The organism is Arthrobacter cupressi, assembly GCF_900099975.1.
Lineage (GTDB): Bacteria > Actinomycetota > Actinomycetes > Actinomycetales > Micrococcaceae > Arthrobacter > Arthrobacter cupressi.
The window spans coordinates 47,764-60,747 of sequence record NZ_FNEI01000015.1 but is presented as its reverse complement, the minus strand read 5'-3'; the positions used below and the strand labels follow the sequence as shown (position 1 = coordinate 60,747).

At 65.5% G+C, this 12,984-nt stretch carries 12 protein-coding genes; 9 read left to right on the top strand and 3 right to left on the bottom strand.

Annotated elements, in window-relative coordinates:
• Positions 1 to 34: 34 nt before the first annotated feature.
• The 6 genes from ngcE to BLP88_RS15610 all read left to right on the top strand — a co-directional run bounded on the left by ngcE (position 35) and on the right by BLP88_RS15610 (position 5,207).
• Positions 35 to 1,438 (top strand): N-acetylglucosamine/diacetylchitobiose ABC transporter substrate-binding protein, encoded by a 1,404-nt coding sequence (gene ngcE / locus BLP88_RS15635; RefSeq protein ID WP_074590681.1) that lies wholly within the window; start codon positions 35 to 37, stop codon positions 1,436 to 1,438.
• Between the two features lie 92 nt (positions 1,439 to 1,530).
• On the top strand, positions 1,531 to 2,430 hold the full coding sequence (locus tag BLP88_RS15630) for a carbohydrate ABC transporter permease (RefSeq protein ID WP_084111291.1): 900 nt from the start codon (positions 1,531 to 1,533) through the stop codon (positions 2,428 to 2,430).
• Positions 2,431 to 2,435: 5 nt separating this feature from the next.
• Entirely contained in the window at positions 2,436 to 3,314 is an 879-nt protein-coding gene (locus tag BLP88_RS15625; RefSeq protein WP_218872483.1) for a carbohydrate ABC transporter permease, read from the top strand.
• Positions 3,315 to 3,485: 171 nt separating this feature from the next.
• Positions 3,486 to 3,806: a putative quinol monooxygenase gene (locus BLP88_RS15620; RefSeq protein ID WP_074590677.1), complete on the top strand. Its 321-nt coding sequence runs from the start codon at positions 3,486 to 3,488 to the stop codon at positions 3,804 to 3,806.
• A 34-nt stretch (positions 3,807 to 3,840) separates the two neighbouring features.
• The gene (locus BLP88_RS15615) at positions 3,841 to 4,134 is read left to right on the top strand and encodes a DUF503 domain-containing protein (protein WP_074590675.1); all 294 of its coding nucleotides are present in this window, start codon (positions 3,841 to 3,843) and stop codon (positions 4,132 to 4,134) included.
• Positions 4,135 to 4,259: 125 nt separating this feature from the next.
• A complete protein-coding gene (locus BLP88_RS15610; protein ID WP_074590673.1) occupies positions 4,260 to 5,207 on the top strand; it encodes a hypothetical protein in 948 nt (315 codons plus the stop codon).
• Between the two features lie 123 nt (positions 5,208 to 5,330).
• Here BLP88_RS15610 and purL read toward each other — a convergent pair whose 3' ends face one another.
• Genes purL through purS form a run of 3 tightly spaced genes read right to left on the bottom strand, consistent with a single transcriptional unit; the run spans position 5,331 to position 8,645 of the window.
• Positions 5,331 to 7,640, bottom strand: a complete 2,310-nt coding sequence (gene purL, locus BLP88_RS15605; RefSeq protein WP_074590672.1) for a phosphoribosylformylglycinamidine synthase subunit PurL — start codon at positions 7,638 to 7,640, stop codon at positions 5,331 to 5,333.
• On the bottom strand, positions 7,637 to 8,392 hold the full coding sequence (gene purQ / locus BLP88_RS15600; protein WP_074590669.1) for a phosphoribosylformylglycinamidine synthase subunit PurQ: 756 nt from the start codon (positions 8,390 to 8,392) through the stop codon (positions 7,637 to 7,639). Before purQ ends, purL begins: the two co-directional genes overlap by 4 nt.
• 1 nt (position 8,393) lies before the next feature.
• Entirely contained in the window at positions 8,394 to 8,645 is a 252-nt protein-coding gene (gene purS, locus BLP88_RS15595; protein ID WP_074590667.1) for a phosphoribosylformylglycinamidine synthase subunit PurS, read from the bottom strand.
• 253 nt (positions 8,646 to 8,898) lie between these two features.
• On the opposite strand from purS, the gene BLP88_RS15590 reads away from it, so the two are divergent.
• The 3 genes from BLP88_RS15590 (at position 8,899) to BLP88_RS15580 (ending at position 12,962) form a co-directional block, all read left to right on the top strand.
• Positions 8,899 to 9,105, top strand: a complete 207-nt coding sequence (locus BLP88_RS15590) for a hypothetical protein (protein ID WP_074590665.1) — start codon at positions 8,899 to 8,901, stop codon at positions 9,103 to 9,105.
• 124 nt (positions 9,106 to 9,229) lie between these two features.
• Positions 9,230 to 9,520, top strand: coding sequence for a DUF1540 domain-containing protein (locus BLP88_RS15585; protein ID WP_074590664.1), 291 nt, complete (start codon positions 9,230 to 9,232; stop codon positions 9,518 to 9,520).
• A 295-nt stretch (positions 9,521 to 9,815) separates the two neighbouring features.
• Positions 9,816 to 12,962 (top strand): S8 family serine peptidase, encoded by a 3,147-nt coding sequence (locus BLP88_RS15580; RefSeq protein ID WP_425388861.1) that lies wholly within the window; start codon positions 9,816 to 9,818, stop codon positions 12,960 to 12,962.
• The last annotated feature ends 22 nt before the right edge of the window (positions 12,963 to 12,984 follow it).

Below are 12,984 nucleotides of genomic sequence, written 5' to 3'. Positions count from 1 at the left end.
GGATCGGCCCTACGAGTCCCTGGAGGGTATTAGGATGAACGTTCAGCAGTCCTTCGCACGCCGTGGTTTCCTCCGCGGTGCGCTCGCCACCGCCGTGCTGGCACCGATGGGTGGAGCCCTGGCCTCCTGCGCATCAGGCGGCGGCACCACTGCCGGTCCCACCGGCACCGTCTCGGACACCAACCCGTTCGGCGTTCCGGACAACTCCACGGTTGACGCCGTGATTTTCAAGGGTGGCTACGGCATCGACTATGTCGATTTCGCCGGCAGCATCTTCAACAAGAACCATCAGGGTTCCACTGCCAAGATCAACCCGTCGACCGCGATCTCCACGGAACTCCAGCCGCGCTTCGCCGGCGGCAACCCGCCGGACCTCGTGGACAACTCCGGCGCCCAGTCCATCGGTATCAGCACCATCCTGGACCAGCTGGAAGACCTCCAGCCCGTAGTGGATGCCAAGAACCTTGAGGGCACCCCGATCAAGGACACCCTCTACGAAGGCGTGCTGGCCCCGGGTACCTTCAACGGCAAGCTGGTCGCCATCAACTACGTGCTCACCCTCTTCGGCGTCTGGTATTCCGCGTCACTCTTCGAGGCCAATGGCTGGACGCCTCCGAAGACTTGGGACGAGGCCTACGAACTCGGGGAGAAGGCCAAGGCCAAGGGCAAGTACCTGTTCCTCTGGGGCAAGGAAGCCGCCAGCTACTACCTTGAGCTGGCCCTGTCCTCCGCCATCAAGGAAGGTGGCGATGAGGTCCGCGTGGCCCTGGAGAACCTCAAGGAAGACAGCTGGAAGCACCCCGCGCTCACCAAGGTCTTCGAGGCCCTGGACAAGCACGTCAAGGCCGGCCACTTCAAACCGGGTGGCTCCGGCACTGCCTTCACCGCGGCGCAGGCTCAGTGGAGCAACGGCCAGGAGGCCCTGCTCTACCCGTCCGGTTCGTGGATCGAAAACGAAATGAAGGACCAGACGAAGGCCGACTTCAAGATGACGGGCGCACCCGTGCCCACCCCCAGCAGCAGCCCGAAGATGCCGTACGAGGCATTGCACTCCGGTGGCGGCGAGCCCTTCATTGTTCCGTCCCAGGCCAAGAACAAGGCAGGCGGCAAGGAAATCCTCCGCATCATGCTGTCCAAGGATGCGGCCGCCAACTTCGCCAAGACCAAGCTGGCTCCCACCGTGGTCAAGGACACCGTCCCCGCGGACGGCTTCGGCTCGACCGCCCTGGTTTCGCAGACCAAGATGCTCGATGCGGCCGGCAAGAATGTCTTCAACTGGCAGTTCCTGGACCTTTACGGCATGAACAAGGACGTCCTGGTTGTCTGGAATGCCTTCCTCGATGGCAAGTCGAACGCTGCCAATCTGGCCAACGACATGCAGAAGATGTCGGACAAGATCCGCAACGACAGCTCCATCAAGAAGGTTGAAATCAAGTGAGCTTGCCCCCACCAACTGCGGTTCTGGAAGGCGGCCGCAAGGCCGCCATCCAGAGTCGCCGCAAGAACCTGACCTTTGACAAGGTTTCCTTCATGGCCGTGTTCCTCGGGATACCGCTGGCGATCTACCTGGTCTTTGTGATTTGGCCGTTCCTGCAGGCATTCGTCTATTCATTGACCGACTGGTCCGGCTTCAGCCCCAACTACAAATTCGTCGGGCTGGACAACTATGCCCGCATCTTCACGGACGACCAGTTCCTGAAGGCGCTCAGCAACAACGTCATCCTGCTGATCGTCGTTCCCCTGGTCACAGTGGTCCTGAGCCTCGTCCTGGCCACCCTCGTCACAGTGGGTGGCAGCAGCAAGGGCCAGGTCAAGGGCCTGCGGAACTCCAGCTTCTACCGCGTTGTCTCCTTCTTCCCGTACACCATTCCCGCCGTTGCGATCGGCATCATGTGGGGCCAGATCTACGACCCCAGCGGCGGCCTACTGAACGGCGCCCTGAACGCGCTGGGGCTCAACTTCAAGGATTATGCCTGGCTGGGCAACACCAATACGGCCATGTGGTGCTCCATCTTCGTGATCATCTGGGGCTTCGTGGGCTTCTACATGGTGCTCTTCATCGCCGGCATCAAAGGCATTCCCGCGGAACTCTTCGAGGCTGCCCGCATCGACGGCGCAGGCCGTTTTCGCACTGCCGTCAGTGTCACCATCCCGATGATCCGCGACAACATCCAGACGGCCTACGTCTATCTGGGCATCTTCGCCCTGGACGCCTTCGTCTACATGGCTTCGTTGTTCCCGAACGCAGGCGGCCCGGAGAACTCCACCTTGGTCATGTCCCAGCAATTGTTCTTCACCGCCTTCCAGCGCGGCCAGTTCGGCATGGCGACCGCAATGGGCGTCATCCTGGCCCTGGCAACCTTGCTCTTCTCCGGCCTCGTGTTCCTGGTGAATAAGCTGACCGGCGGTTCCGAGGGAGGCCGGCTGTGACTCTTCTGAAACAAAAGACAGTCCCCGTGGGCCACATCGAGCGAGAAGCCAAGAGCACTCCGGGTGACCGGGCCGTAGCGGCAACATCGCATGTCGTCCTGGCGATTTGGTCCGCCATCGTGGTCCTGCCGCTGCTGTGGACCTTCATGTCCTCCTTCAAGACCTCCAATGAGATCTTCGCGTCGCCGTTCGCACTGCCCGGTGCGTGGAAGCTGGACAACTACATCAAGGCGTGGAGCGAGGCCGGCATTGGCGCGGCCTTCATCAACTCGGTGATTGTGGTTGGCGTCTCGCTGGTGCTGGTCATGTTGCTGGGGGCCATGTGCGCCTACGTGCTGGCCCGCTTCACCTTCAGGGGCAGCAGGATCATCTACGTCCTGATGCTGGCCGGCCTGACCTTCCCAATCTTCCTGGCCATGGTTCCGCTCTTCGGCGTCCTCAAGGGAATGGGGCTGCTCAACCAGCTGCCGGGCCTGATCATCACCTACGTGGCCTTCGCGTTGCCGTTCACTGTGTTCTTCCTGTTCGCGTTCTTCAAGAACCTTCCGGGTGAAATCGCCGAGGCCGCTGCGATCGACGGCGCCGGGGAGTGGCGGACGTTCTTCCAGATCATGCTGCCCATGGCCAGGCCCGGCCTGGCATCCGTGGCGATTTTCAACTTCCTGGGCCTGTGGAACCAGTTCCTCATCCCGGTCACCATCAATGCCGGCGGCCCGAAGGTCCTCTCCCAGGAACTGTTCGCCTTCGCCCAGCAGATGGGCTACGCGGTGGACTTCGGGGCACTGTTCGCAGCTGTCACCGTCACCGTGATCCCGGTCCTGATCGCCTACATCCTGTTCCAGCGCCAGCTGCAGGGCTCGGTGTCGCAAGGCACCTCCCGCTAGCCCGGCTTCCCCACACAGCGCCCGACGGCGGTCCACACCTTCCGGTGCGGGCCGCCGTCGTCGTTTCCCGGCGCGGTCCTGGCCGCCCCGGTGGCAGAATTGGGAGCGAACTGTCAGCGCGGACGCCGGTCCGCGCTGCCGCGCGCCGGCCCGCCCGAAGGAAAGGCGCCCATGATCTTCATCGTGGTCAAATTCAAGACCAAGCCCGAATGGACCGAGCGCTGGCTCGACCTCGTGGCCGGCTTCACCGAGGCTACCCGCGCGGAACCGGGCAACCTGTGGTTCGACTGGTCCCGCAGCGTCGAGGACCCCAACGAGTTCGTGCTGGTGGAAGCCTTCAAGGACGACGCCGCCGGCGACCACGTCAACAGTGAACACTTCAAGAAGGCCATGGCGGACATGCCGCAGGCCCTCGCGGAGACCCCGCGGATCATCAGCCGCCAGCTCGACGGCGAGGGCTGGGATTTGATGGGCGAGCTCAGCATCGCCTAGCCCGGCGTCCGGCCGGCCGGCCCATAATGGCCCCATGTGGATCGGTTGGATCGAGTTCGACATCCTCCTGGGCGACGTGCACAGCCTCAAGGAGAAACGCTCACTGGTGCGGCCCGTGGTGGCCCAACTCAAGCGCCGCTTCGAGGTGTCCGCGGCGGAGACGGGCCTGATGGACCAGCACCGCCGGGCCCTGATCGGGGCTGCGGTGGTTGCCCCGGACCGGGCGCACCTCGTGGAGGTGCTCGACGCCGTCGAACGCCTGGTAGCCGGACGTCCGGAGCTCGAGCTGCTCAGCGCCCGCCGCCGCGACGTCCACAGCGAAGACTAACCACCTACCCCGTCGATTGCTGAGTATTTGTCGTTTTGATCGCTCAGAACGACAAATACTCAGCAATCGATGACGGTTGTGGATAACTTCTGCGGTCATCGGGCTGAATCTGTTCTGATGTGCCCATGAAAACCGCGCGCCAACTACCGGTAGAACTGCAGGGCAGGCCCTTCACTCTCGCCGAGGCGCTGCGCCATGGGGTCACTCCCCGGCGGCTTCGCCATGGATCGCTGGTGGCGTTGGGCCGGGGCATCCGCTCTGGAATCCCGACGGCGGATGTTCCCCTGGAAGTCAGCGTGCGGCCCTTCATTGAAGTCAACAAGGGATGCGCCGCATCCCACCTCACAGCGGCGGCGCTCCTGGATCTGCCGAGCCGAAGGCGGAAGGAGCCCTCGCATATGTTCCACATCATCAGGCCCGAGGGCACGGCGCACCTGAACAGGCCGCACGTCGTGGTCCACCGGATGAAGCTCTATGAAGACGAAATCACCACCCTGAACGGGATCAGGCTCACAACCCCGGAACGGACCTGGTTGGACCTCGCTGAGACTTTGTCCGTGGATGAACTCGTGGTGGCGGGGGACCATTGCGTGAGAATACCCCGGCCCGAATTCGAGGGGCGGGATAAACCGCTATGCACCGTGGCCGATCTGCAGAGGATGATCGACCGCCACAAAGGGAAGCGTGGCCTGCGGAAAGCGAAGGAAGCAATCCGCCTGATAAGGGTCGGTTCGGACTCGCCCAGTGAGTCGCTGCTTCGCCTGGCAATCGTGCGCTCGGGCCTGCCGGAACCCGAAGTCAACGCGCCAGTCGCATACAGTGATGGTGGGCGGAGCCTTCAGCCGGACCTTTCCTACCGCAAATACAAGATCGGCGTCGAATACGAGGGCGCGAGCCACAGTGACGAGGCCCAGATCGTCCGGGACATTGCCCGCTCGGAGCGGTACCAGGAACTGGGCTGGACCGAGGTCAGAATCTCGAAGCGGCACATGGGGAACGACGCCAAGCCTGCGGTGGCCAAGGTACGGACAGCCCTCATCCAGGCAGGGTGGCGGCCTGAACGGCGCCCTTAAAAACGACTGCTCCGTAACTGTCGTTCTGAGCGGTCAAAACGACAGTTACGGAGCAATCGATGACTGGGCCCACCCCGCCAGGGTTCCCTGGCCGAGCTTGCGAGGCTAGGGCGGCGGTGGGGATTAGCCGAAGTACTTCGGCAGGGTGCCTTCGTGGGCTTCGCGGAGGGCGTCCAGGGACAGGGTCTCCACGCCGTTGATCTCCAGTGCGTTGGACGCTGCATCCACCACGCCGATGCGCAGGTGGGCGAAGCCGCGGGCGGTGCACATGTCCTTGAAACGGACTTCCTCGGAGCGCGGCACGGACACGATGGCCCGGGCCTGGGACTCGGAGAACAGCGCCGTGAACAGGTCCACGCCGTCGCGCTCGAGCAGGTCCTCGAGGGCGATCCGGGCGCCGACGCCGTAACGCAGCGAGGACTCCACGAGGGCTGCCGCGAGGCCGCCTTCGGAGAGGTCGTGCGCGGAGTCGACCATGCCGTCGCGGCTGGCGTTGATCAGGATCTCGCCGAGCTGGCGCTCCGCGGCAAGGTCCACGCGGGGCGGCAGACCGCCGAGGTGGCCGCGCAGCTTGGCCCATTCCGAACCGTCCAGTTCGGCCGCCGTCGTACCCAGCAGGTAGATGGCCTGGCCGTCTTCCTGCCAGCCCGACGGGGTGCGGCGCGCGACGTCGTCGAGCTTGCCGAGCACCGCCACCACGGGGGAGGGGTGGATCGGGGTGCTGCCGGTCTGGTTGTACAGCGAAACGTTGCCGCCGGTGACCGGGACACCCAGCTCCATGCAGGCGTCGGAGAGGCCGCGGATGGATTCGGCGAGCTGCCACATGACGTCCGGGTCCTCGGGGGAACCGAAGTTCAGGCAGTCGGAGACGGCCATCGGCACGGCGCCGGAGGTGGCCACGTTGCGGTAGGCCTCGGCCAGCGCCAGCTGCGCGCCGTTGTACGGGTCCAGGTAGGTGTAGCGGCCGTTGGCGTCGGTGGCCAGGGCAACGCCCAGGCCGGTCTTCTCGTCAACGCGAACCACGCCGGCGTCGTCCGGGAACGCCATGGCGGTGTTGCCGCCCACGTAGCGGTCGTACTGCTTGGTGATCCAGGACTTGTCGCACATGTTCGGCGAAGCGACCAGTTCGGTGACGGCGGCGGCCAGTTCGGACGGGGCGGAGGGACGGCCGGCGTCCTGCACGGAACCGGTGAAGGTGTCCGCTTGCAAGGCGTCCTGCCAGGAGGGGCGGGCGTAGGGGCGGTCGTAGACCGGACCGTCGTGGGCGACAGTGCGCGGATCGACGTCGACGATCACCTCGCCTTCCCAGGTGATGATGAGGCGGCCGGTGTCGGTCACCTCGCCCAGCCAGGCGTATTCGACCGCCCACTTGTCCATGACGGCTTCGAACGCCTCGACGTTCTCCGGGGTCACCACGGCCATCATGCGTTCCTGCGACTCGGACATCAGGATTTCGCCCGGGGTCAGGGTGGGGTCGCGCAGGAGCACGGAGGTCAGCTCCACCTGCATGCCGCCGTCGCCGTTGGACGCGAGCTCCGAGGTGGCGCAGGAGATACCGGCCGCGCCGAGGTCCTGGATGCCTTCGACCAGGGAGCCCTTGAAAAGCTCCAGGCAGCACTCGATGAGGACCTTCTCGGCGAAGGGGTCGCCCACCTGGACGGCGGGGCGCTTGGACGGCTTGGTGTCGTCGAAGGACTCGGAGGCCAGCACGGAGGCGCCGCCGATGCCGTCGCCGCCGGTACGGGCGCCGAAAAGCACAACGCGATTGCCCTTGCCGGACGCGTTGGCCAGGCGGATGTCCTCGTGGCGCATGACGCCCACGGCGAGGGCGTTGACCAGCGGGTTGCCCTGGTAGACGGCGTCGAACACCATCTCGCCGCCGATGTTCGGCAGGCCCAGGGAGTTGCCGTAGCCGCCGATGCCGGCCACGGCGCCGTGCATGACGCGGGCGGTGTCCGGGTGGTCGATCTCGCCGAAGCGCAGCGGGTCCATGACGGCCACGGGGCGGGCTCCCATGGAAATGATGTCGCGGACGATGCCGCCGATGCCGGTCGCGGCACCCTGGTAGGGCTCAACGAACGACGGCGAGTTGTGCGATTCGATCTTGAAGGTCACGGCCCAGCCGTCCCCCAGGTTGGTGACGCCGGCGTTTTCGCCGATGCCCACCAGCATGTCCTTCTTCATCTCCTCGGTGACCTTCTGGCCGAACTGGCGCAGGTGGTTCTTGGAGGACTTGTAGGAGCAGTGCTCGCTCCACATCACGGAGTACATGGCCAGCTCGGCGCCGGTGGGGCGGCGGCCCAGGACCTTGACGATCTCGTCGAACTCGTTCTCCTTCAGGCCGAGCTCGGCCCAGGGGAGCTCAGTGTCCGGAGTGTTCGCAGCATTCTCGACGGTGTCGATGTTGAACTTCTTGTTGGTCTCCGTGGTCACTTGGCGCCTCCCACAATCTTGTTCAAAACGGAGGTGAAGAAACCGAGGCCGTCGGTGCCGGCGTTGGATTCCGGGCCGAAGCCGGGCTCCACGGCGTGCTCCGGGTGCGGCATAAGGCCCACCACGTTGCCGGCGGCGTTGGTGATGCCCGCGATGTCGCGGCGGGAGCCGTTCGGGTTGAAGCCCACGTAGCGGAACACGACGCGGCCCTCGGCCTCAAGGGCGTCCAGGGTCTTCTCGTCGGCGATGTACTGGCCGTCCTGGTTCTTCAGCGGAACCAGGATCTCCTGGCCTGCCTCGTAGTCGGCGGTCCAGGCCGTGGTGTTGTTCTCCACGCGCAGCACCTGGTCCCGGCAGAGGAACTTCAGGTGGTCGTTCTTGATCATCGAACCGGGCAGCAGGTGCGATTCGGTGAGGATCTGGAAGCCGTTGCAGATACCCAGGACCGGCAGCTTCGCGTCCGAGTTGGCGGCGTCGATGATCTTGGACATCAGCGGCGCGAAACGCGAGATGGCGCCGGCGCGCAGGTAGTCGCCGTAGGAGAAGCCGCCGGGGATCACCACGGCGTCGACGTCGGCCAGTTCCGTGTCCGCGTGCCACAGCGCGACGGCGGTGCCGCCTGCGAGGCGGACGGCACGGGCGGCGTCGCGATCGTCAAGGGTGCCGGGGAAAGTGACGACGCCGATTTTCGCGCCGTCCAACCGGGAATCGGCGGCCACGGGGGCCTCGCCGATCAGGGGAAGTTCAGTCATGTCAGGCCTCGACGACCTCGACGTTGACAACGTCTTCGATGACCGGGTTGGAGAGCAGGGTCTCCGCTGCCTCGCGCGCCTGGGCGAGGATGGCGTCGGTCACCTCACCATCGACGGTCAGTTCGAAGCGCTTGCCCTGGCGGACTGCGCTAAAGCCGGTGAAGCCGAGGCGGGGCAGTGCTCCCACAATCGCCTTCCCCTGCGGGTCCAGAATCTCGGGCTTGGGCATGACGTCGACGACGATCCGGGGCATCCGGTAACTCCTGTGCGTGAGCGTTGGTTTAACCTTGTCAAAGGCTGCCGCGGAGTGGTGCCGTCTCACGCCGAACCGCGCACAAACAGCGTCCAGGAGGGGTGTCCGGCGACGGTGTTTGGTGCAGCGTCTTACGGATAAGGGGCGCTCCGCGAGCTTGCACGCCCATTCTACCGGCCAGAAGGCCCATACCCTATTTGCGTGAGGCCGGGCACCTCCGCCGCGCGGGGAACCCAGGGGTTAGCATGGCCGCATGGCAGGGAACGTGAAGTCCATGGTGTTGCCGGTGGTGGCCGCGGCGGTGTTCGCAGGCCTCGGCAGGATGGTGGTCCAGAAGATCAAGCTGGACCGAGCGGCGCGTGAAAACCACAGCGTTGCGGTGCTCGATGCGGCCGCCCGGGCAAGGATCAGCGCGGCCCTGCGCGGAGCCGCCCAGCCGCCCGCCTCCGTGGCTGAATAGCGAACGTACAAATGCGCTAATCCTGCGGGTTAAAGTCCGGAAATCGGGCGTAGTTTGGTTCCATGCCGGGTCATTTCCCGCTGAACCGACAACCGGATTTTCGAGGACCGAGCCAGGAGGAACCATGACCGAACACGTTGCCGAAGTCTCCGCCTGCAGCGTTGGCAGCTGCGGATTCAACCATGACGGTTGTACCGCGTACGGAATCACCATTGGCGGCACGGCGGACCACGCCTCGTGCGCCACGTTCATCGACACCACGGCCATGGGCGGCCTTCCCAAGGTTCTGGCCCACGTCGGTGCCTGTCAGCGCAGCGAATGCATCCACAACAACCACCTCATGTGCGAGGCGCATGACGTGAGGGTCGGTCCGGGCGCCGAAGCGGCGGACTGCCTCACATACGAACACGCCTGACACACCACAAAGCCGGAAAAGGGCACGCTCCATTCGGAGCGTGCCCTTTTCCGTGCCTGGGTTCCTGTGCCGGATCCCTTGCTCCGGATCCATGTGCCGGGCCGCCGTGTGACAAGCGTGAAATCAGACTTTGTGCCCTATGTCATATTCAGCTCTCGCTCTGTACTGTATGAAGCGATTGCTTCCGAGCGGTTGTCAAAAACTGTCAACCCGGCGGCATTCCAAGTTGGCAGCATTCCCAGTTGATTGATCCGGTGCGACCGCGCGGATCGCCTGTAGAAAGGTGCAATCACTCGTGAAATCAAGAGGAAAGAGCTTCGTCGGAAGCGGGGGCCTTCGAAGAGCTGCGGCACTGGCCGTGGGCGTACCGGTGCTGCTGTCGTCCATGGCGCTGGCACCGGCGCAGGCCGCCCCGGCACAGGGGAGTACCACCGCCGCGATCAAGAAGACCCTTGATCCCCAGGCGTACAAAGACGGACGCTACATTGTGGTGCTCGCGGAAAAGCCCGCGGCCACCTACGACGGCGGCACCCCGGGCTATGCGGCCACCAAGCCGCAAGCGGGCAAGAAGCTGGATGTGCGCAGGAACGAAGTCCAGCGCTACCAGTCCCACCTCCAGCAGCAGCAGCGCGAAGTGGCCGCCCGGGAGAACGTCAGCATCAAGCGGGACTTCACCGCGGCGCTCAACGGCTTCAGCGCCAACCTCACGGCGGAGCAGGCCGTCAACCTCGCCAAGAACCCGAAGGTCCTCCTGGTTGCCCCGGACACGCAGCGTTCGCCGGACTACTCCACTACCGACTTCCTGAAGCTCAGTGGCCCGGGCGGTCTCTGGGAGACCCGCTTCGGCGGCAAGGCCAACGCCGGTGCCGGCACCGTGGTGGGTGTGATCGATACCGGCTACACGCCGTCGAGCGCTTTCTTCACCGGTGAGCCGGTCCAGCCCCTCAGCGGCAACCCCCAGGTGGGCGTCCCGTACCGCACTGCCGACGGCAAGATCGCCATGCTGAAGGCCGACGGCGACACCTTCGTTGGCGAATGCCAGACCGGCCAGGACTTTGACGGCACCGCGTGCAATTCCAAGGTCCTCAGCGCCCACTACTTCGCCGATGCCTTCCTCGAAACCGTCCCTGAGGAGCACCGCGCACCACAGGAGCGCATTTCCCCGGTAGACGTGGACAGCCACGGCACCCACACCGCCAGCACCGCGGCCGGCAACTCCGACGTCGAAGCCACCGTGGATGGGCGCAGCTTCGGCATCACCAGCGGCGTGGCTCCGGCGGCCAAGCTCTCCATCTACAAGGTGTGCTGGGAAGACGATGACCCCAACACCGGCGGCTGCTACGGATCAGCCTCCGTGGACGCGATCGACCAGGCCATCGCCGACGGCGTGGACGTCCTGAACTACTCCATCTCCGGCTCCACCGACACCACCACCGATCCGGTGTCCCTGGCCTTCCTCTCCGCCGCCTCCGCGGGCATCTTCGTGGCCGTGTCCGCCGGCAACTCCGGCCCCACCGCCGGAACCGTCAACCACGGCGCACCCTGGCTGACCACGGTGGCCGCCAGCAGCTTCTCCCAGGAACTGCAGGGGACAGTGGAGTTCTCCGACGGCAGCAAGTACCGCGGCGCCAGCATCATGAACGCCGAAGTGCACGACGCCGGCGTGGTCCTTTCCGCCAACGCGGCCTCCGGCACGGGCAACGCAGCCATCTGCGCGCCCGGTTCGCTGGATCCGGCGGCGATCGCCGGCAAGGTGGTGGTCTGCGACCGCGGCGTGGTGGACCGCGTGGCCAAGAGCGCCGAGGTCAAGCGCGGCGGCGGCGTGGGCATGATCCTGGTGAACCTCGCCAGCTCCTCCTTGGACACGGACAAGCACTCCGTCCCCACCGTCCACGTGAACCCGCCGGCCACCGGCGAAATCAAGCAGAAGGTGGCGGCGAACCCCGCGCTCACCGTTTCCCTGATCGACCACGACACCACCGGCCTGCCCCTTGAGGCGCAGCCGCAGATCGCCGGGTTCTCCTCCCGCGGCCCGCTCGCCGCCAGCGATTCGGACCTGCTGAAGCCGGACGTCGCCGCCCCGGGCGTGGCCGTACTGGCCGGCGTCTCGCCGATCGGCACCGGCGGGGACAGCTTCGGGTTCCTCTCCGGCACCTCGATGGCTTCCCCGCACATCGCAGGCTTCGGCGCCCTCATCCTGGCCAAGAACCCCACGTGGTCCCCGGCCACGGTGAAATCGGCCATGATGACCACCGCCTCGGACGTGGTCAACGCCGACGGCAGCAAGAACACCGATGTCTTCGCCACCGGCGCGGGCCACATCGATGCTGCCCGGGTCCTGGATCCGGGCCTGGTCTACGACGCCTCCACGGAGGATTACCTGAAGTTCATCCAGGGCACCGGCGTGGACCTGGGCATCCCGGGCCTCGGGAGCACCGAAGCGCGGAACATGAACGTTCCGTCCTTCGCCCTGGGCAACCTGGCCGGCAAGATCACCGTCACCCGCACCCTGACCGCGCTCACCCCGGGCGTGTACCGGGCCAGCGCCAGCGTCCCGGGCATCAACGTCAAGATCACGCCGTCCGTGCTGAGCTTCGACGCCGCCGGGCAGAAGAAGTCCTTCAAGGTCACCTTCGAGAACAAGAACGTCGCCCTGGCCAAGTTCGCGATGGGTTCCCTGAAATGGGAGGGCGCCGGCAAGTCGGTGGTTTCCCCGGTGGCGGTCCGTCCCCAGTCGGTGATCGCCGGCAGGGACCTCTCCTTCACCTCGGACCAGGCGGACGGATCGGCCGCCATCAGCATCCTTTCCGGCACGGATTCGGCCACCGCCGTCACCCTGGACGGCCTGTCCAAGGCGAACTCCACGGCCACCGAGCTGGTGCCGGGCCCGGCAGCGTTCGCCAACGACGACTCCAACGTCCTCGTGGACGCTGAGGTTGCCGAGGGCGCCGCGCTGGCGAAGTTCTCCGTGATCTCCGCCGACGCTCAAGCGGACTTCGACCTGTACGTCTTCACGCCGTCCGGCGAACTGCTCAGTGCCGCCACCGCGAGTGCCAGCGAATCCCTCTCGATCGAGAACCCGGAAGCCGGCACCTACACCGTCCTGGCCAACCTGTTCGCGAGCCCGGACAACCGGCCCACCAAGGCCAGCGTCGATGCCGCCATCCTGGGCAGCAACGAAGGCAACGCCACGGTGACGCCGAACCCGATCAAGCTCAAGAACGGCAAGAAGGGCCAGATCACCCTGGCCTGGACGGGCCTGGAGCCGGGCTCCTACATCGGCCGCCTGAGCTTCGAGGGCACCAGCTCGCCGACCTTCGTTTCCGTGATCATCGCGGCCGACGGCGCGGTGGCGGTTGCCCCCGAACAGCAGCTGGGCGGTGCCCCAGCCGGGGAGAAGCTGCAGGTCGGGGAACGCGTGCTCCCGGACAACGCGGGCTGACCACCTTTCCCGGATAACAAGA